This is a genomic window from Mucilaginibacter sp. P4_C11, from assembly GCF_056402115.1.
Genome location: NZ_JBFUIA010000016.1, coordinates 43,606 through 63,654 on the forward strand (window position 1 = coordinate 43,606; position 20,049 = coordinate 63,654).

A 20,049-nucleotide genomic window follows, 5' to 3' on the forward strand; every position below is an offset into this window, starting at 1 on the left:
TTTCGCTGCGCCGTCATTGGTCATTAGTAAAATAAAAACGTATCACGTACAACTTAAAACGTACAACATGTTCAAGAATTATATCAAGATCGCCTGGCGAAACCTTACGCGTAACAGGGCGCATACTTTTATTAATATAACCGGCCTATCGGTGGGTATGGCTGTGGCCATGCTTATTGGTTTGTGGATTTGGGACGAGCTGTCATACGACAAGTATTTTAAAAACTACGACCGGCTGGTACAGGTTATGCAGCATCAAACCTTTAATGGTAATGTAGGTACACAATCTGATATACCTATGCCGTTGGGTTACAAACTGCGGGATGACTATCAGAATGATTTTAAGTATGTGGTACTATCAACCTGGACATACGCACACATCGTCGCATTCGGTGATAAAAAATTAACCCAGCAGGGAAACTATATGCAGGCCGAAGCACCAGATCTGTTCAGCTTAAAAATGATCAAAGGCACACGATCGGGGCTAAAAGATCCATCGTCTATCATTCTGTCTGCATCGCTGGCTAAGGCCCTTTTTGGCGACACTGATCCCATGTTTAAAGTTTTAAAGATTGACAATAAATGGAACGTTAAGGTTACCGGCGTTTACGAAGATCTGCCGCATAACAACAGCTTAGCCGAAGTGGCATTTATTGCACCCTGGGATTTGTACATGACTACTCATGTAAAAACAAACATTACAAAATGGGGCAATAATTCATGGCAGCTATTTGCACAGCTAAGCCCCAATGCAGATATAAACAATGTATCGGCCAGGATAAAAGATTTGAAACTGAATGCTTTTACCGCCGAGGGCAATAAGCTGGGTTTATCTTTTAAGCCAACTGTGTTTTTGCACCCGATAAGCAAATGGCATTTATATTCGGAGTTTAAAAATGGTATTAATACCGGCGGGGCTATACAATTTGTATGGATGTTTGGTATTATTGGCGTATTTGTATTGCTGCTGGCTTGTATCAATTTCATGAACCTAAGCACGGCCCGGTCAGAAAAAAGGGCCAAAGAAGTAGGTATACGCAAAACGGTAGGATCGCTGCGAGGCCAGCTTATTGGCCAGTTTTTGGTAGAGTCGGTACTGATCTCGGCATTTGCCTTCCTGTTTTCCATAGTTCTTGTACAACTCATTTTGCCCTGGTTTACCCAGGTAGCCAATAAAACTATGCAGGTATTATGGGCCAACCCGATGTTTTGGGTACTTGGGATTGGTTTTAGCCTCATAACCGGGCTCATAGCGGGTAGTTACCCTGCCTTTTACCTGTCATCATTTAAGCCGGTGAAAGTTTTAAAAGGAACATTTAAAGCCGGACGAATGGCTGCATTACCCCGTAAAGTACTGGTGGTTTTACAGTTTACGGTTTCCGTTACTTTAATCATAGGTACTGTTATTGTTTTCAGACAGGTGCAATTCACCAAGAACAGACCAATAGGTTATGATCGCACCGGCCTTATTCAGATAGAAATGAAAACAGATGCTATTCATCAGCACTTTGCAGCAGTAAGGAATGACCTGCTGCAATCGGGAGCAATAGTTGAAATGGCCGAGTCTGATAGCCCGTTAACCGGGGTATATTCTAACAATAGTGGCCTTACCTGGCGAGATAAGGATCCCGGTCTGCAGGACGATTTTGGCACTATTGCAGTGAGCCCCGAATTTGGAAAAACGGCCGGCTGGAAACTTACCGACGGACGCGATTTTTCAAGGGATATTTTAACAGATTCATCGGGGATAGTATTGAACGAAGCGGCTGTAAAGTTCATGAACTTTAAACACCCGGTTGGCGAAGCCATTAAATGGTACAAGGATTTTAAAGTTATAGGCGTAGTGAAGGATATGGTTATGTCATCACCCTATGAGCCTGTAAAACCAACTATATTTTATATGGTTTCGTATGCTCCCGGGATAGTTGATATCAGGCTGAACACCGGCAAAAGCGCCAGCGAAGCATTACGTAAAATTGAAGCTGTATTTAAACAGTATGACCCGGCCAGCCCTTTTGATTATAAATTTACAGATGATCAATATGCTCAAAAGTTTGCCAACGAAGAGCGGATAGGTAAACTGGCAGGTTTCTTTACTATGTTGGCCATCTTCATTAGTTGTATGGGCCTGTTTGGCATGGCATCATTTATGGCCGAGCAACGCACCAAGGAAATTGGCGTACGCAAAGTATTGGGAGCCTCAGTATTTGGCCTGTGGCGCTTAATGTCGATCGATTTTGTGGTGCTGGTTTCCATATCATTACTCATAGCTATACCAACCGCTTATTACTTTATGCAAGGCTGGATAAAGGATTACAAGTACCACGCCGAACTTTCCTGGTGGATTTTTGGCGCAACGGCATTAGGGTCTATCATGATAACGGTGCTCACAGTAAGCTATCAAAGTATTAAAGCCGCGTTGATGAACCCGGTGAAAAGTTTAAGGAGCGAATAGAATTGTTCATTGGTTCATTGGTCAGGGTGGAGAGCTTATGGGATTGTTCATTGGTTCATTGGTCAGGGCGGAAAACTTAAAGTGTTGGCTACTAATATTTAAATAAAACAAAAAAGGAGCTTTGCAGCTCCTTTTTTGTTTTATTATACACCGGCTTTTACATCCTGCATATTGTAGTGCTTTAGTACATCATCGGGTACACCAGTCCATTTGTTGGGGTTGTTGCCGGCAAAGCCAATATCATCAATACCCATTTTGGTAGTGTAAAAACCCGATGCGGTTAAATCGCGCATGCGGTTAAAGAAAGCTACGCCCTGGGCCATTTCTGGTTTGGCTTTGGCGGGGTAGGCTATCATATCTACCAACTCTATCTGCTGCGCATGGCTGCAGTCGGTAAATACTTTACCAAAACGATTAAGGCATTGCAAATCTAACCAGCGCAAACCGCCACGCATCGGGGTTTGATGATCGGGTATATCCTTCACAATAAACTCGATAAAATCAGGCACCTTGGCATCAGATGCGCTGCCCGATTTTTCGTCTTTAGGGATAATGATATCTCCCAAAACAGTAATGGTAGCCATTTCTGCCGCTGTAAAAAATTTATCGCCATTCAGCTTTTTATCGCGCTCAACCTCAAAAGGCTGGCGGCCGGCCTCGGCTCCAGTGGCTGCGGGGGCTGTTTCTTCTGTTTTTGGGGCACCGGGTTTACAAGCTTCCAGTATTAATCCTGCCGAAAGTGTGGTAAAGCCTAATGCTTTAAGGGAATCACGTCTGTTCATAATATTTTATTGGATTAACTTGTTAAACGTTTAGTGCTTTTCGTTGCTGTAATATGTATTCTGCAGTACGCATACTCATGGCCAATATTGTCCATGTAGCGTTTTTATCGCCCTGCTGAACAAACGGTGCGGCATCAACCACAAACAGGTTTTTGCAATCATGCGCCTGGCACCATTTATTTAGGGCCGACTTTTTAGGATCGTTACCCATGCGGATGGTTCCAACTTCGTGAATAATTTTGCCCGGCGCCTCTAAGCCGTAGTTGGTTTCGGGGCCTTGCGGGCCGCCGTAAATAGCGCCGCCCATGTTGTGCATAATTTCCTGGAAAGTTTCCTGCATGTGCTTGGCCTGCTTAATCTCGTCGTCAGCCCATTTGTAATGGAAACGCAATACCGGGATACCATATTTATCAACCACGTTAGGGTCAATCTCGCAATAGTTATCGTAACGGGCAATAGCAGTACCGCGGCCGGCCATACCAAACTGGGTGCCATAAAAACGGCGGTAATCGTCTTTTAATGATGCACCGTAGCCACCAGCATCTTTCATTTTACCATCACGGCCGGGTACGGCGCCGTTCATATTATGAATACCGCCGCCAAAACCGTATGATGGCATGTGCATACCGCCACCATATTCAATGTGATAACCGCGTGGAAAATCAAGTTTCTTATTATCAAGCCACCACGGCGAGTAGATGTGTACGCTACCCACACCATCTTCATTGTAGCGTTTACGGTCCATCAATTCGGGCAGGAAACCGCCGGCACTTGAGCCGGTTGAATCATGCAGGTAATGGCCAACAACACCACTGCTGTTTGCCAAACCACCCGGATGCTGGGCCGATTTGGAATTGAGCAGGATACGGGCCGATTCGCCTGCGCTGGCTCCAAGGATAACCGTTTTGGCGTTTACCTGGTACTCCTGCAAATCTTCGCGGTTTACGTATGATACGCCTGTGGCCAATCCTTCGCTATTGGTTATCACTTCGCGCACCATGGCGTTGGTAATTACTTTTAAGTTGCCGGTTTTAACAGCCGGGATAACCAGGCATGATGATGCCGAGAAATCGCCATAAACTTTACAGCTCCGGCCACACTGACCGCAGAAGAAACAAGCGCCACGATCTTTATTACCCGGCAAAGCTTCGGTTAACACCGAACCACGGCCAGGGATAATGGTGACGCCGGCTTTTTTAGCGCCTTTTACAATGTACAGTTCGTTAAGCCTTGGCTTTGGCGGGGGCAGGTAAATACCATCGGGTTCGTTTTCCAGCCCTTCTTTGGTACCGTAGATGCCTATCATGCGGTCAACCTTATCATAGTAAGGTTTTACATCATCGTAAGTTATTGGCCAGTCATCCGTAAGGCCATCTTTAGCCTGGAAATCCTTTGGCCCCATACGTAACGAGATACGGCCCCAGTGATTGGTACGGCCGCCCAGCATGCGCGAGCGGAACCAGAAAAATTCAGTTTTGTCTTTAGTTGTGTAAGGTTCGCCATCAATTTCCCAGCCACCATAGGCGGCATCAAAATCGCCAAAAGGGCGTGTTGTACCTGCACCACGGCGCGGCGACTCCCACGGCCATTTTAACTGGGCCGAGTCTTTTTGCGGATCGAAGTAAGCACCGGCTTCCAGCATCAGTACTTTAATGCCGGCATTGGCCAATACGTAACCGGCCATACCGCCGCCTGCACCCGAACCAACAATTACTACATCATAAGTTTCAGATGATTTTTTAATTTGTAGATCGCTCATATTATCTCAAAAATATCCTTTGTTTTAAAACAGGAAAAATGCACGCTTCAGGCATGCATTAGTTTAAATTGGATTATCGGTATAAATATATTGAACGCCGTGCGTAAAATATACTTTGTAAATAATTATAGTTGCTTAATTGATATTTTACGAAAAGATACCACGTGCCCATGATCCTGCAACGCGATGTGGCCTTTGGGATATGCGGCAAAATCGGCCCAGGTTTTAAATTTGCTGTTGGCAAGTAATGTTTTCCATTCCTCGCTGCCCATTTGCACATCAACTATTTTAGTACCGTTAAGCGAAAAGGTAATGTGCCCGTCTTTTTTACGCAATTTTACCTTGTTCCATTCGCCGGCAGGTTTTGCAACATCAGCTGATGGTGCTTTCATATCATATAATGATCCTGCAAGGTGGTTGGCTTTTTTATTGTCTTCGGCATCTTTATTATCTAAAACCTGCATTTCGATACCCGTTTGGTAGGTAGCGCCAAATTTAGGGTCTTCATGTACACCAAAAATAATTCCGCTGTTGCCGCCTTTTTCAATATTCCACTCCAGTGTTAACTCGTAATTTTCGTACTCGTCGTTGGTAACCAGGTCGCCCTGATCTTCGGCTTTGGGGTCCAGTTGTAAGGCGCCATCAACAACTTTCCACGCTTTGGTGTCGGTTTTTAAGTAGGTGTGCCAGCCGGCTGTTGTTTTACCGTCAAATAACGATTTAGTTTGGGCCGATGCGGCAAAATGCATGGCAGATACAGCCATTAGGCTCAATAGGATCTTTTTCATCGATAGTGTTTTATAATTTAACTGGAGATATAGTACCGTTTGGATGGCTAAATATATCTGCTTTTTGTTAATGCTAAAACGATTATCGGAAAAATAAATTACAAACAGCTGTAAACAGGTGTGTAAAAATGTGGATAGATAAAGCGAAAGGCTTAAAGCATAAAGCCAAAAGCTGGAAAGGCTATCGGCTTATGCTCAAAACTTTTTTAAGATGTTATTTAAAGCGGAAGGGCTTAAGCAAAAAACCTTATGCTTTCGGCCTTAAGCTTTTTGCTTTCAGCCTTACTCAGCGTGTTTGTGAAAGCCGAATGATAAGTTGGCGGCAATGCCTATCATACCGTAGCCATAGCTATCCTGGAAACTTTGGTTATAATCATCCTGGCCCCGGTAGCCGGCGCCAACCATAAAGGCTGTTCCCTGCATAAACGGAAACGAGTAGTAGTATTTAAGGCTCACGTTCAGGCGTTTTTTTACATCAAAAGTCGAGTAGTTATCATACTTATCGGCTATGTAGGTAAAATCAAACTGAATGCGCTGCCAGTTTTCGTAGGTTTTACGCCCTTGCTCCAACGGATCATCATAAGCCTTTACAAAGTTGTACATGCGGCTGCCGTTAATACGAATAAAGCCATAATGATCTTTCAAGCCCTGTGAAAGGCCCAGGTTGAACAAGCCGGCGTGTACCTCTAACGCTACGTTATCGTAACGGTTAATAGTGAGCCCTGGCTTATCAACCCGCTTACCTGTATAATAGGTAAGGGTGTAAAAGTTGGTCGTAAATTTACCGCTATCAACATTAAAGGTACCATCCTTATTTAGCGATGGCCCCCTGACGCCGTTGGAATGGTGTGAGTAACCTAACGATAAAAATTTTGGCCTGTAAGTATCTTCATTTAGCCTGTAAAACACGTTGGCGTTTGGCATATAGCTGGGTGATTTCACAGGTGCATCGCGGGTATTCAGCAATCGGATTTTAACCCTGGAGGTAAACTCAAAAAAGAAACGCGACTTGGGTGTACTAAACAGGATAAAATTTGGCGAAAGATCGGCAACCAGCTGGGTTTTATCCGGCTGAAAATACTCATTACCTGCCAGCGAAAGCCTCATGTTTTCTTCAAAAATATTATCAAACGCGTGGTTAATAATATGGTGCGATAAACGCGCCGAATCCGCCCGGCTGGTGTCACTGCTTAATGTAGCGGCCCTGACTGTTATGCTTTGAAAAAGCACGAATACAAGGCCGAAAATTATTTTTGAAGAAGCCCGTTTTAATTTATGATTAAAGGCTGTAGCAGCTTTGCTGCCTGATGCCTTAATAAGTGTAAAATTGTTCAATGGAGTAGTACTTTGTGTAGATCGATATAAAAAACAACTTAAATGACGCTTAACTAACGTGATGCATCCAATAGTTAAATACCATGCCGCAATATTAATTATTAATCATTTTTGAGTAAACGGGCCTGTGTCAGGACAGGGTAAAGCTTGGCCAAAATGCCCTTTTGAGCTTAAATACGGCACATTACTGTTTCCGGTTTTTACAGTAGTATTACAGTTGAGGGGTGCTTCTGGATGATGACATCGGCAAAAAAGTCGTTTAGACATCTAATTTTCGTTGAAAGAGCTTACGATATTTCGTCAATTGAGTATATCTCATCGTAAAATCAGTATCGCATTAACCCAGGGCTACCTTTTGAACAGCTGCTCGACTGCACTAATCCGCTAAATTGTTGATAGATATAATTTAAAATCCATTTGCTTTTAATCGGGAATTGTTATATTTGGTTATAAGCCAATCCCTAATTTTAACCTGAGTATCATGATAAAAGTTTCTAACATACTGGCCCGTAAGGGTGGCGGTGCTATCAGCATTGATGCAGGTACATCTGTTTTGGAAGCATTGGAACTGATGGCCGCCAAAAACATCGGCTCGGTAGTGATAACCGAAGACGGCGAATATCTTGGCCTGCTCACCGAGCGTGATTACGCCCGCAAAGTGATCCTGAAAGGCAAATCATCCCACGAAACCCTGGTTCGCGAAATCATGAGCACCGGCCTGCCCCGTATTGTACCCGAAAACTCCATAGAAACCTGCATGCATATTATGAGCGAAAGCAATATCCGCTACCTGCCCGTTTTTATGGCCGATAAACTTTGCGGCATCATTTCTATTAACGATTTGGTAAAGGAAACTATCTTAAGTCAACAAGAGACTATTGAGCAGTTGAGGGGGTATATACATTCCTGATTTGGGAATTGAGATTTTCGATTTCGGATTTTAAGAAGGATTAATTTGGAGTGGGAGGGGGTAATGCATTTAGCAGATAAGTACTTAATTGAGTGCCGCCAGAATTTCCCGGATCGAAAAATGAGCACCGCATACAAACTCATCTGCTGCGCCGTAATATATGGTTAGCTTATCGCCGTTAACAACATGCCCGTTGGTAAACACCACAAATCCAAAAAAGCCGCTTAGTTCGTAAGCTTCGGTTGGGACCATAATGGGTTCTGTTGTGCGGGCAATCACTTTCCAGGGTTCATTGATATCCATAAGGAATGCGCCTAAGCAATATTGATGCTGCTCATTAGCACCATGGTAAATTTCAAGCCAGCCTTGTTCTGTTTTTATGGGCGACGCGCCGGCGCCAACGCGCGTGTTATCCCACAGACCGGCCCTTGTTTTGATAATACACTGATGATTTCCCCAATGTAAGCCATCCGGCGATTCGGCCAGCCAGATGTAATTGCCGCCCATCTCTTTACTGCTGGGGCGATGCAGGGCATAGTATTTTCCGCTGATTTTTTCCTCAAATAACGCACAGTCTTTATTGTGCGGTGCCAATATCATGCCTTTGTGCTCAAAAGTAAGCCAATCTTCAGTGGTACGTAAACCAACGCCAACGCCGCTGTCGGACACGGCTGTGTAGGTAAGGTAATAAGTATCCTCAATCTGGGTAACCCGGCAGTCCTCTATCCCGAAGCGCTCCAGGTAACCGCTGCCAAACAGCGACGCGCTCTGTCCATCTTCTTTAAAATGTATACCGTCGTCGCTCGATAACAAACGCAGGTGTGATAGCGTAGTGAGATAATCCAACCCTTTATAGTTTATCACCCGGGCATCGGCAGCTACCAGGTCGGGGTCGTTAAGCGGTACTTCTATGATCTCGGTATTCCCGGTAGCATTTATCATAGGAAAAAATATAACCCCTTCTTTTTGGGCTATACTTTCCGCCACTCTTACCAGTAACCATGTTTTATTTTGATAGGTAAACACACCGGGGTTAAGCAGGCTGATAACTTGTAGTTGCTGCCGGCTGGGCGTTACATCTTTTGGCAGCAATATGGGATTTTCGGGGAAACGTCTTGCCAGATCTTTCATCTGCAATAAACCATTCGCCATTAATTTAAGTTTTCGTTATAAATAATTTATTTAATTACAAACAAAGCCTAATCTATTATAGTTATGGTACTTACATTTCAAGCCGCTGTTTATAGCGTTCAGCGGGTAATTAAAAAATTGTTTAACCGATTGATTTTTACAAATGAATGTAGTATCACCATGGGCGGCAGCGGTAAATGAAATTTTTAACGACCAGGACCTGCCATCACTTTACGAACGCGCAAGCGGGGCCTACAAGGTAAACATCCATCACATTAACAACGCGTTATGGATAACGGTTACCTGCCCCAAAGGTTGCAGGGTTGTCATCCGGGCCGCTTACGCACCTACGGATCATTTAAAGGCAACCAGGTTTGACGTTAACGACGGCGGCGCTACTGTAAAGTTAAAAACCAGCATCGGCCTTTACGAGGTAAACCTACATTTCCCGGAACCGGATAAACCATTAATCAGGTACACCACAACGCTTACCCCTGCCGATCCCTTGGTTATTCCTTTTTGGCCAAGGGACATGGTGATTACCGGTAAAGACGGCTATACAGAAGGCAGGGTGCATATCACCCAGGAGGGCACCCGTACAGGCCTGCAGTTTATCAGCCTGGATAAGCCAAAATCGGGCACCTTATTGTACCTCCAAACCCTTACCGCGCTTAACGATTATTGCCAGGCGACAGAAACTTCGTTATCAGGTGTAGTAGGCGGTCAGTGGCCCGAACTTGGATTTGCCTTGCCGCTTACCAAAGATAAACCATTGCCGGCCGGTAAGGCATTTATTATAGCCGATGCTTTTTTGGCGTTCAGCTCCGAAAATATTAAGGACGAAATGCAATCGGCCCGTCTGTTTATGGACATGCTGGCTTCAGTTTACCTGCACTTGCCCAAACCAGAAACCCAATACCACGACTGGCCGCAGATACTGGACAAGGGATTGAACGATCTGCAAACCAGCCATGCCTGCTGGTCGCACGCCAACGGGCACGATTACCTAAATGCCTACGTATCTGACTATGCCACCCCGCCCGAGTTAATGGTACAGCTTGCTGTATTATTGCCATTGCAGGATTACGAGTATTGGAGTAAGAAAGAGATGCCCGCAGTTAAAATGATTAAGGACGGCATCGGGGCCTTTTACGACGAAAAGTTGGGTACCATGGTAAGATGGCTGCCCGCCCTGGCCGATGACCTCGATGGATCGGAAGAACAGCTGAAACCTAATGTGATGGACTCCTGGTACCTGCACCATCCTTTATTGAATTTGGGCAGGATGGCCCTGCGCGGAGATAAAAAATCAGAAAAGCTATTTTTGAGTTCATTGGGTTTTACCATAAAAGTAGCCCGGCACTTTAAATACAACTGGCCCGTGTTTTACAACATGGAAACGCTGGAGGTTGTAAAAGCCGAAACCGCCCCCGGCAAGGGAGGCGAAAAAGATGTGGCAGGTTTATATGCCCACGTAATGCTGCACGCCTGGGAACTTACCAAAGATGATAAGTATTTATCAGAAGCAAAAAAGGCAGCCAAAACATTACAGGGCAAAGGTTTTGAGCTTTTTTACCAGGCCAATAATACCGCGTTCTCGGCCAATGCCATGTTATGGTTGCACAAAATCACCAACGAACAGGTTTATTTGAATTTAAGTTACTTATGCCTGGCCAACGTGATGCGCAATTTCCAATTATGGGAGTGCAATTATGGATATGCCCAACACTTCACCACATTTTTCGGCATCTTCCCGCTTAACGATGCGCCTTACACAGCAGCTTACGAGGAGCAGGAAGTATTTTCGGCCATGCACAACTACCTTATTTACGCCGAAGGTATGGACGTGCTGCCATCGGTATCGTTGTTATTGGCCGAATTTATCCGCTATATAGTTCAACGCGCGGTGTATTACTATCCGCCCAATTTGCCTAAAGACGTACTATCCGACGAGGTAAAAATGGGAGAAGTAGACCCCAACCTTTGGATAGCCATTGAGGATATTCATGACGGCTGGGAACAATCGGGCACTGTTGGCCAGGAAGTGTACGGCGCAGGAGTAGCCTTCGGTATTGTGCCAAGGCATTACCGCGCACTGCCCAACGAATCTTTCATGATCTATGTAGATTACCCAACTTCCGACTTTAAATACCGCAAAGGTAGCCCACTCAGCTTTTGGGTACGAGGCGACGAAAAACTAACCTGTCGTATGATGCTATTGAGCAAGGATGGTAAAAGCCTGCCTAAATTTAAAGTGGTTATGCAGCAAAAAGAGCACGAGGAGGTTATAAAGGGTGAACAGACTAAGGAGGGGAATTTGGAATATGTGGTTAGGGGAAATTGTTATGTGACCATTAGGTGTGAAAGCAAATAGCGATAGTCCTGGTTATTATGCAAGGCGCTGATTTGGTGTATATGGCTTTCAACTTATAATGAAGCCCTATATCCAATTAAATTTTCATACCTTGCATAATTTACTTATAAGATATAGTGACTTTTCAGGATTTTAATTTCAACGAGCAATTATTTGAAGGCATAGAGAGTATGGGTTTTACCACCCCTACCCCCATACAGGAAATGGCCATCCCGGCAATTATGCAGGGAAAAGACCTTATTGCCTGCGCCCAAACTGGTACCGGTAAAACCGGCGCCTACTTATTGCCAACCCTCAATCATATTACCGGTACGGCCAAACACCAAACCAGCGTGCTTATTTTGGCACCAACCCGCGAGCTTGCCCAACAGATAGACCAACAGGTAGAAGGCCTGGCCTATTTTACCGGCGTTAGCTCCATAGCTATATTTGGCGGTGGCGATGGTATGGCTTATGAGCAACAGCGCCGCGGCATCCAGAATAATGTAAATATTATTATTGCAACGCCTGGCCGTCTTATTGCACACCTTACATCGGGCGTATTAAAGCTTAACCACTTAACCCACCTGATACTGGATGAGGCCGACCGCATGTTGGACATGGGCTTCAGCGACGATATCATGAAAATCATTAGCTACCTGCCTAAAGAAAGGCAAACGCTGCTGTTTTCGGCCACCATGCCAGGGCGCATCCGTTCATTGGCCAAGGCTATTTTGAAAGATCCCGAGCAAATTAATATTGCTATATCGCAGCCTGCCGTAGGTATCGATCAGCAGATCTACCGTATGCACGATCAGCAAAAAACGCCTTTACTGCAACTGATCCTGCGCGATGCCGCTTATACAAGCACTATCATCTTTGCATCCCGTAAGGAAATCGTAAAATCGCTATACAAAGAATTAAAAGCAGCCAAAATCAACGCCATGGCCTTCCACTCCGATCTTGAACAGAAAGAGCGTGAAGAAATCCTGTTAAAATTTAAAAACAGGCAATTACCGGTTATTATTGGCACCGACGCCCTTTCGCGCGGTATTGATGTTGAGGGTATCGACCTGGTGGTTAACTACGATGTTCCGGGCGATCCTGAAGACTATATCCACCGCATAGGCCGTACCGCACGCGCCGCTACAACCGGTACCGCCATCACTTTTGTAAACCACCGCGACGAGCGTAAGCTTAAAAACATTGAACAACTGATGGACCGCGCTATCCGCGTAGTTGGCTTGCCCGATGAATTAGCTTCTATACAACCTGCGCCACAATCAGCCCAGTCTGACGATAAACGAAACCCAAAAAGGCCAAACAGGCGTTTTAACAAAAACAAACCAAAGCCTAAGAATAACGGTTAAGTCGAAAGTCTGAAGTCCAAAGTTCGAAGTCTTAACTTTCGACTTCGGACTTCAGACTTAGAACTTAAACCTATGGATCCAGCGGCTCAAGCGGGTTTATTTGTAGCGATGCGATATTGGGGTAAAACTCCTGCTCGGTATTTGATAATCGCCGGCCAAGGGAATAGGGTATATAGCCAAGGTCGGCCATGCAGCGCTTATCCATATACGAAATATAATAGCTCTGTATTTTATTGGTAGATGTGATAAAAGGCTTGTTAAAAGGCATCCCATACCTGAATATCAGGCGTGCGCAATTGCGCAGATTGGTGGTAGTATGGCGCGCCTGGGGCTCAATAAAAATGCCGTTTTCGGGAATTTTTAATTGATTAACCAGGAACTTTTTCATTTCCTCTGCCTCGGCAAACCTGGTTTTAAAAGGGTGTACCCTACCACCCGAAACCATGATGAACGGTGTTAAGCCCTGTGCAAATTTTAATGCGGCAATTTTACAGCGCTCTATGCTCCCCTTACTTATGGATACCCCCGGCTTATCGGGTCCCTCGCCGGGCACCAGTATCAAAGTATATTGATATTTTTTCCAGTTGATGGTTTTTAGCCGTTTGTAAGCTGCTTTGTTGGCCTTTTGTTCCAGGGGTTCGTCGTTGGCGGCATCGTTGCGCCCGTTTATATCCAAACTATGCAGGGCATAATTTAATGATGGTAAGTAAAACAGCTTTGTTCCGCCACATTTCTTTATAATAGCTGTGGCCCCATCGGCAATTAACCTGGGGTAAGTATTGCGGTATACATTAAAGTTGATGGAATCCACATCCGGAAAGTTGGGTTTTTTACCTTCGGCATACACCTCGATGGTGTGGTTTATGGCCAGGGCATCCTGTTCCCAGGCCTTTACCAGCATTGCGGCCGGCGCCAGCGAATCGTATTTAATATAACAGCCCGAAGGGATTAAATGATCTTTAGCCAGCAGGCCCAACGCATTATTTGGTTTGTATAGAGCAGAAAACCTGTCGCCGACTGTTTTTATTTCCTGTTCCGAAAATTTCAATGGTTGTATAATGCTGCGAAAACCTCTGTTGTCCTTTAATGAATCCTGTATATTTTTAAGTTTAGCCTGTACCATGCGTACCAAAGCAGCATCGCTGCCAATAAGCTTAGTGGCAGGTGCGTAGTTTTGGAGCAAATTTAGCAGGTAATAATTTTTGATCTCGGTATAGTTTTTCCCAATCAACCGGTATTGCTGGCTGGCATTTTGGGCATTAACATGCAGCGAGTAAACGCTTATAAAAAGGATTAGCAGAAATTTCTTCATACAGGATTCAGCGAAACAAGGTTTCGGATTAAAATTAAATAAACAAAGTGTTAATCAATAAAATACACGCTTTGTTTTAACTCAAATAAAAAATGCAGGCAATTTGACTATGCAGGCATTTCTGTTGGCTTAACCCTCTCTCCTATTTTATATACAGCGTAAGCGTGGTGTAATAAAACCCACCAATGGCCGGGCCGCCTAAAAACGAATAGTAATATTGATTGGTAAGGTTGCTGGCCCCAACTTTCACATTAAGGCCTGTTTTTACAAAATCGTAGTTAACCTGGGCATCAATAGTACCGTATGATGCTACATTGCCATTAACCAAAAACGATTGCCAGTAAAAACCGCTTTGCCATTTATAGGTGGCATTAAAGCCAAAATTGCCAACAACATGATTACCGCCAAAAGAGTAATTAGTGATCCATTGCGGCGTATTAAAACCATCTTCCAACGCATCCTCGTTAGCGGTGCGCTGCAGTTTGGCGTATGATACATTGCCGGTTAAAATATATTTTTGCCATAGGCGATAAGATAGCCCCAGGCTGCCGCCAATGTTGTAAACCACGCTTTGCGAATTCGTCCACACCCGGTAGCGGGCCTGTTTGGTTTTATCGTTCAGGTAGTAAGGGATAGAATCGGGTTTGGTGGTCCCCGGTACGTTCAGTTCAATCTGCCCTATAAAATTGTTATAGCGATTGTAGTAAAAATCGGCATCCACACTCAAATCGCCATTAAAAAACAACGACTTATAGCCCGCCTCGAACGATTTGATGTGCTCAGGTTGCAGGTAGGTATAGGTGTTCTTCTTAAGCAGGCCTTTCTCTTTTTCGATAGCCGCGCTGGTTGACATGCCCGAGTTAAAATCGTTTTTAACCGCTGCCTGGAAAGCATCTATAGAGGTACGCACATAGGAGTTTTCAAACACGCCGTTTGATACCACCCTTAAACCGCCAACCCGTTTTACGCCGCCACTGTTCACATTACTAAAAGCTTCAAAAATACTTGGGAAACGATAGCCACTCTGGAACGATACCCTGAAGTTTTGTTCAGGCACCGGCGAAAATACAGCAGTAAAACGTGGGTTCAGTTTCAAGCTAAAGTAATCGTTTTTATCGGCACGTAGCGTAGCCGACAGCTTCAGCTCATTATCAAAAAGCGATTTGGCTATCTGCACAAAGCCACCGGTCTTGCTGTAATCAAGATTGCTGTATTCCTGCCCCTTCACGTAATTAATAAAGTAGTTACCATCCGGATGAATGATATAGGTACGATGATCAAAGCCCGCCATCAATTCAAGCCCGGTTTGTTTTTTAAAGTTTGATGAAATAGCGTTAGAAATATCCACCTGCCCTTCCGCATGCCACATATCATCCTTAACCCGCAATGCCGCGCCAACATCCCAGTTATTAATATCGGCCAATTTATCAAGCGTAGCTTTAAATGCAGCGGTTCCGGGCTGGTAGCGGCCGGCATCGGCCAGCTGGCGTGCCTGTTGCAAAGCCTGTGGCACGTTAGCGCCCGCAGATGTGGCCGTATTAAAACCTTTGGTAAAATCGGCATACCAGGTATTATCGTCTTTGTAGTTGCGATCAATATTTTCGCCGGCCGAACGCAGGTTGTATGATTTGCCGGTGTTTTCGCTGGTCCAGTAGGCCCGTACCTGGTAAATATTATTCTTCAGTTCAAGCGCGTGTTGCTGCAAAACATAACCCGACAGCCTGAAACGGTTGGCCCGCTGGTAAATATTATCCAGATCGGCAAAGCGGTAGGTGTAGGTTAAGCGGGTATTATCGTTAATCTTATAAGCCAGGCCAACATCAACCTTTACATTATGCAGGTTGTAGCTGGTTACATCCTTTTCGGCATAACCGCTACGGGCAATGGAATATTGTTTACCGCCAAGCGTTACGGTTTTCCTGTCGGATGATTCATTACCATAGCCATTCACCGGATCGTAGCCGGGATTATCAGGGCCACCCGCAATACCTAATTTTGCGTTGGCGGCAGCATTTAAATCGGTGCGGTTATCGGCAATCCAATCGTACCCGGTGGTATAAGTGCCGTTTATTTTAAAAGCGAACTTTTTAGAGATAGCCTTGGCCAGCCTGAAACTGGTTTCAGAAAACAGCTTTGCAGATGTCTCCGAATCGCCAATATGGTTGATACCTGTTTTTTGCTGAATGCTGATGCCCTGGCTGGTAAAAGGATCTTTGGTGATAAAATTGGCCAGCCCATTAATTGCATTCAAGCCATATAATGCAGATGCCGTGCCGGGGATGATCTCTACGCTTTCGATATCCAGGTCGCTTGGACCCATTGCGTCACCAATTGGGCCACCAATGTGAGGGGCCTGGTTATCAACCCCATCAACCAGTTGCGTAAAGCGTACGTTGGTGGTATTGGCAAAACCACGGGTATTGATGATCCTGAAGCCAAGGCTGGGGGTTATCAGCTGTACGCCTTTTACATTTTCCAGCGCATCAAAAAATGAAGGCGCTGCAGATCTTCTGAAATCGGCGGCGGTTATTTTCTCGATACTTACCGGCGACCGTAAAATATTTTCGCTGATGCGCGATGCGGATACTACTACTTCTCCAAGCTCCTGCTTTTTGATTTGCGTGGTATCGTTTCTTTTGGCAATAGTATCTTTTGCCTTTTTGCTGCTTTGGGCAAATATTGCACTCACTGCAAGTAACATCATTGATAATAAGGCGTAGTATTTATTCATATTATTTAATTAAAATTCGATATGCTTTTATTTATATAACGATAGTCAAAAAATAAACCGGCTATTCAAACCGGCTTAATATGCTGTAATTTATACTTCTATAAGCGGACTATTTTCCTTCAAAAACTCTTTGAACTTAGCCTGGAAAAGTTTGTACTGCTCAATGGCTTTAAACCCTTTCTCGGTAACCTGTGCGCTGCCGCCACCTTTACCACCCCGGTGCGAAATAACCACCGGCGAGCCAAAATGCTCGTTCATGTAATTGATAATATCCCATGCCTGCCTGTACGACATTTTCATTTGTAAAGCCGCCTGCCGTAATGATCCCGATTGCTGGATGCGTTCCAGTAACTCCACCCGGCCATGGCCAAGCAATTTTCCATCTGGGGTTTCAAACCAGATGCGCCCGTTTAAATTCAATTTCACATCCATTCAACCACAAAATATCGACACTTTTATTCGAAAACAACAATTTCCACAAAAAATAACTTATTTACTTATACATTTTTGACATTTCCATCAAAAAAAACGAATAAAAACACCTTTATGCCAAATATATGATTTTAACAATACTATTAATTATAAAATAACAACAAAAATGATTGAAAAAACTACATAAATCACAAAAAGTAAATTTTATTTGCCTTTTTTTAATTAGTCGCACACAACATCAAATCCTTACAACTTTATTTGATATTTTTTTTAAAACATCAAGCACAAAAAATGCGTTCGCCATTTTGTCGGGAACGCATCAAGATATTTTATTAATCGAAAAAGGCACAGGCCTACAACAAACTGAACAAGCTTTATGTTCTCGGCCTTTTTGGATTAAAGGCCACCAGGTAATTCAGGTCCTCAACAGGCGGGTTGCGCTCGTCAATTTTTTGCAACTCTTTGTTGAACGTTTGGTTAAGACGCGTTTTTACGGTGTGAAATACTTGAAGCAAAATTTCGGGGCCAACTTTGGCGGCGATGGTTGGGTAATAATCTTTTTGAATCCTTATCCTGTCTGTATTGGTTACCATGCTCAATTCCCAGCTATCTTCGGCTTTAAAGCCAAATTCTTTAGCGGTGTTCAGCAGGTCGTACATGTACATGCGGGTTTCGGTTTCAATAGATCTTTCAGCAGCAACTGTCATATGATTATTTTTTACGGTATTGCAGCCTCTTAGGGGCTGGTATTATGTTAAAGCTTAACTATCACCGTATCAGAAAATGGCAACGCCTAAGTTGTAGTAGTATATTAAGGAAGGAATTGCTGAAAGATACCTATAATTTACCACAAAACCGTATTTATTAAATATTAATTAAATGGCGGGTATACCAAATCCCCTCCAACAGGTCAAAAAACRCATCTCCACTGCCGGGGCTTATGCTTTCAGCGAATTACAAATGAAATAAATGCGTGTCGCGAAAACACCGCCGGCTACGAAAAGCAACTTTGTAATCATTCAAAAAAACGACAAAATACTGTTAGTACCTGTTAGAAAACACCCACCGCTTTTGTACCGCTTTAAATATATTTGCCTAAACATACGTGCGGTGCAAACCGTTGTTCATTCAAACTCACATCTGCCATGGCAAATAATTTTAAAGAAGCAAGCGTTGACGAAATAAACCAGGTAATGCAACAAGCGCAAACCGCATTTGAAGCTTACCAGCAAACCAGCATCGAGCAAAAAAGTCTGTTTTTAGAGGCTATCGCTGCCGAAATTGAAGCTTTAGGCGATGCCTTACTGCAAAAAGCATCCGAAGAAACCAACCTGCCTATTCCCCGCTTAACCGGCGAGCGCGCCCGCACCACAGGCCAGCTGCGCATGTTTGCTACCATGCTGCGCGAAGGCAGCTGGGTTGAAGCCAGTATTGATACCGCTAACCCGCTCAGGGCGCCATTGCCAAAACCCGATGCTCGTAAAGTGCTTATACCGCTTGGCCCTGTAGCTGTTTTTGGTGCAAGTAACTTCCCGTTCGCTTACTCAACCGCAGGCGGCGATACCGCGAGCGCTTTGGCTGCAGGCTGTCCCGTAGTAGTAAAAGCACACCCGGCCCATGCCGAAACTTCGGAGATGGTGTACAGTGCTATAAAAAAAGCAATTTTAAGCAGCAACATGCCCGAGCATATTTTTCAGCATGTACATGGCACCTCATTTGAAAGCGGCAAAGCCCTGGTGCAGGCCGATGAAACAGCAGCTGTTGGCTTTACCGGATCAACTGTTGGCGGTTTGGCATTGCTGCAATATTCGTCGCAACGCAAAAAGCCTATCCCGGTATTTTCCGAAATGGGCAGTATAAACCCGGTTGTATTTTTGCCTGATACACTCAACAAAAACGCTGCCGACCTGGCCGCACAATATGCCGGTTCAATAACTCTGGGCATGGGCCAGTTTTGTACCAACCCCGGCCTGATGCTTGCTATTGAGGGCGATGGACTTTACAGTTTCCTGGATGCTTTAGGCAAAAGTATTGAAGCTATAAAGCCTGCCAAAATGCTACACGCGGGTATCCATACTGCTTATGAAAAAAAGAGTCATGAAGCGATAGCACAGGATGGTGTTAAGGTGATCCAAAAATCGGCTACCGAAGCACACGATATTGAGGCTTTACCAACAGTTGCCCTGGTAAGCGGCGAAACTTTTTTAGCCAACCCATTACTGCACGAAGAGGTTTTTGGACCATACTCACTGATGGTAAACTGCAAAGACGAGCAGGAACTGCTTAAAGTATTAAAATCGGTATCAGGCCAGTTAACCACCACCGTAATGGGTACCGATGAGGATTTTGCCGGACATAAAGCCTTATTACAATTACTCCCATCAATTGCCGGTCGTGTATTGTTCAACGGCGTACCAACCGGTGTTGAAGTTTGCCATAGTATGGTTCATGGAGGGCCTTTCCCGGCCACTACGGATAGCCGCTTTACAGCAGTGGGCACCAACGCCGTAAAACGCTGGGTTCGCCCGGTATGCTACCAAAACTGCCCGGATGGCTTATTGCCTTTGGCGCTGCAAAACGCCAACCCTTTGGGGATTTGGAGGCTGGTAGATAATGAGTGGAAGAAATAGCTCAATTAAGCCATAGAAATTAATTCAAAAAATCGCTATGGCTTAATATTATTTGATTATT

Annotated in this window: 14 protein-coding genes; 5 read left to right on the forward strand and 9 right to left on the reverse strand. The window is 44.5% G+C overall.

The window, feature by feature from the left end; translation table 11 throughout:
* Positions 1-67: 67 nt before the first annotated feature.
* Positions 68-2,455 carry an ABC transporter permease gene (locus AC1DU2_RS15975; protein WP_477385281.1) on the forward strand — a complete coding sequence of 796 codons (2,388 nt, stop codon included), beginning with the start codon at positions 68-70 and terminating at the stop codon, positions 2,453-2,455.
* A 143-nt stretch (positions 2,456-2,598) separates the two neighbouring features.
* Here the strand turns inward: AC1DU2_RS15975 and AC1DU2_RS15980 are convergent, their stop codons facing one another.
* The 4 genes from AC1DU2_RS15980 to AC1DU2_RS15995 form a co-directional block, all read right to left on the reverse strand.
* Complete coding sequence (locus tag AC1DU2_RS15980) at positions 2,599-3,237, reverse strand: gluconate 2-dehydrogenase subunit 3 family protein (protein WP_147055444.1); 639 nt, start codon at positions 3,235-3,237, stop codon at positions 2,599-2,601.
* A gap of 22 nt (positions 3,238-3,259) precedes the next feature.
* The gene (locus tag AC1DU2_RS15985) at positions 3,260-4,996 is read right to left on the reverse strand and encodes a GMC oxidoreductase (RefSeq protein ID WP_477385282.1); all 1,737 of its coding nucleotides are present in this window, start codon (positions 4,994-4,996) and stop codon (positions 3,260-3,262) included.
* Positions 4,997-5,121: 125 nt separating this feature from the next.
* A complete protein-coding gene (locus AC1DU2_RS15990) occupies positions 5,122-5,784 on the reverse strand; it encodes a 3-keto-disaccharide hydrolase (protein WP_477385283.1) in 663 nt (220 codons plus the stop codon).
* Positions 5,785-6,066: 282 nt separating this feature from the next.
* Complete coding sequence (locus AC1DU2_RS15995) at positions 6,067-7,119, reverse strand: hypothetical protein (protein ID WP_477385284.1); 1,053 nt, start codon at positions 7,117-7,119, stop codon at positions 6,067-6,069.
* A gap of 481 nt (positions 7,120-7,600) precedes the next feature.
* On the opposite strand from AC1DU2_RS15995, the gene AC1DU2_RS16000 reads away from it, so the two are divergent.
* Positions 7,601-8,029 (forward strand): CBS domain-containing protein, encoded by a 429-nt coding sequence (locus AC1DU2_RS16000; RefSeq protein ID WP_090640676.1) that lies wholly within the window; start codon positions 7,601-7,603, stop codon positions 8,027-8,029.
* Positions 8,030-8,113: 84 nt separating this feature from the next.
* On the opposite strand, the gene AC1DU2_RS16005 is transcribed toward AC1DU2_RS16000, so the two are convergent.
* The gene (locus AC1DU2_RS16005) at positions 8,114-9,181 is read right to left on the reverse strand and encodes a glycoside hydrolase family 130 protein (RefSeq protein WP_477385285.1); all 1,068 of its coding nucleotides are present in this window, start codon (positions 9,179-9,181) and stop codon (positions 8,114-8,116) included.
* Between the two features lie 142 nt (positions 9,182-9,323).
* Here AC1DU2_RS16005 and AC1DU2_RS16010 point away from each other — a divergent pair, with 142 nt between their 5' ends.
* Together AC1DU2_RS16010 and AC1DU2_RS16015 are read left to right on the forward strand one after the other, a co-directional pair.
* Entirely contained in the window at positions 9,324-11,534 is a 2,211-nt protein-coding gene (locus AC1DU2_RS16010; protein ID WP_477385286.1) for a hypothetical protein, read from the forward strand.
* A 116-nt stretch (positions 11,535-11,650) separates the two neighbouring features.
* The gene (locus AC1DU2_RS16015; RefSeq protein WP_477358784.1) at positions 11,651-12,883 is read left to right on the forward strand and encodes a DEAD/DEAH box helicase; all 1,233 of its coding nucleotides are present in this window, start codon (positions 11,651-11,653) and stop codon (positions 12,881-12,883) included.
* Between the two features lie 70 nt (positions 12,884-12,953).
* Here the strand turns inward: AC1DU2_RS16015 and AC1DU2_RS16020 are convergent, their stop codons facing one another.
* From AC1DU2_RS16020 to AC1DU2_RS16035, 4 genes are all read right to left on the reverse strand, one after another.
* Complete coding sequence (locus tag AC1DU2_RS16020; protein WP_477385287.1) at positions 12,954-14,195, reverse strand: YdcF family protein; 1,242 nt, start codon at positions 14,193-14,195, stop codon at positions 12,954-12,956.
* A gap of 142 nt (positions 14,196-14,337) precedes the next feature.
* Complete coding sequence (locus tag AC1DU2_RS16025) at positions 14,338-16,926, reverse strand: TonB-dependent receptor (RefSeq protein WP_477385288.1); 2,589 nt, start codon at positions 16,924-16,926, stop codon at positions 14,338-14,340.
* Positions 16,927-17,016: 90 nt separating this feature from the next.
* Positions 17,017-17,358: a winged helix-turn-helix domain-containing protein gene (locus AC1DU2_RS16030; protein ID WP_477358774.1), complete on the reverse strand. Its 342-nt coding sequence runs from the start codon at positions 17,356-17,358 to the stop codon at positions 17,017-17,019.
* A 374-nt stretch (positions 17,359-17,732) separates the two neighbouring features.
* Entirely contained in the window at positions 17,733-18,065 is a 333-nt protein-coding gene (locus AC1DU2_RS16035) for a hypothetical protein (RefSeq protein ID WP_477358771.1), read from the reverse strand.
* Positions 18,066-18,503: 438 nt separating this feature from the next.
* Here AC1DU2_RS16035 and AC1DU2_RS16040 point away from each other — a divergent pair, with 438 nt between their 5' ends.
* Entirely contained in the window at positions 18,504-19,988 is a 1,485-nt protein-coding gene (locus AC1DU2_RS16040; RefSeq protein ID WP_477385289.1) for an aldehyde dehydrogenase (NADP(+)), read from the forward strand.
* Positions 19,989-20,049: the final 61 nt, after the last annotated feature.

Bases quoted from the DNA above. Each gene is read 5' to 3' on its own strand.
- AC1DU2_RS15975 (WP_477385281.1), top strand. From the start codon at position 68: ATGTTCAAGAATTATATCAAGATCGCCTGGCGAAACCTTACGCGTAAC.
- AC1DU2_RS15985 (WP_477385282.1), bottom strand. From the start codon at position 4,996: ATGAGCGATCTACAAATTAAAAAATCATCTGAAACTTATGATGTAGTA.
- AC1DU2_RS15990 (WP_477385283.1), bottom strand. From the start codon at position 5,784: ATGAAAAAGATCCTATTGAGCCTAATGGCTGTATCTGCCATGCATTTT.
- AC1DU2_RS16005 (WP_477385285.1), bottom strand. From the start codon at position 9,181: ATGGCGAATGGTTTATTGCAGATGAAAGATCTGGCAAGACGTTTCCCC.
- AC1DU2_RS16030 (WP_477358774.1), bottom strand. From the start codon at position 17,358: ATGGATGTGAAATTGAATTTAAACGGGCGCATCTGGTTTGAAACCCCA.
- AC1DU2_RS15980 (WP_147055444.1), bottom strand. From the start codon at position 3,237: ATGAACAGACGTGATTCCCTTAAAGCATTAGGCTTTACCACACTTTCG.
- AC1DU2_RS16040 (WP_477385289.1), top strand. From the start codon at position 18,504: ATGGCAAATAATTTTAAAGAAGCAAGCGTTGACGAAATAAACCAGGTA.
- AC1DU2_RS16025 (WP_477385288.1), bottom strand. From the start codon at position 16,926: ATGAATAAATACTACGCCTTATTATCAATGATGTTACTTGCAGTGAGT.
- AC1DU2_RS16020 (WP_477385287.1), bottom strand. From the start codon at position 14,195: ATGAAGAAATTTCTGCTAATCCTTTTTATAAGCGTTTACTCGCTGCAT.
- AC1DU2_RS16000 (WP_090640676.1), top strand. From the start codon at position 7,601: ATGATAAAAGTTTCTAACATACTGGCCCGTAAGGGTGGCGGTGCTATC.
- AC1DU2_RS16010 (WP_477385286.1), top strand. From the start codon at position 9,324: ATGAATGTAGTATCACCATGGGCGGCAGCGGTAAATGAAATTTTTAAC.
- AC1DU2_RS16035 (WP_477358771.1), bottom strand. From the start codon at position 18,065: ATGACAGTTGCTGCTGAAAGATCTATTGAAACCGAAACCCGCATGTAC.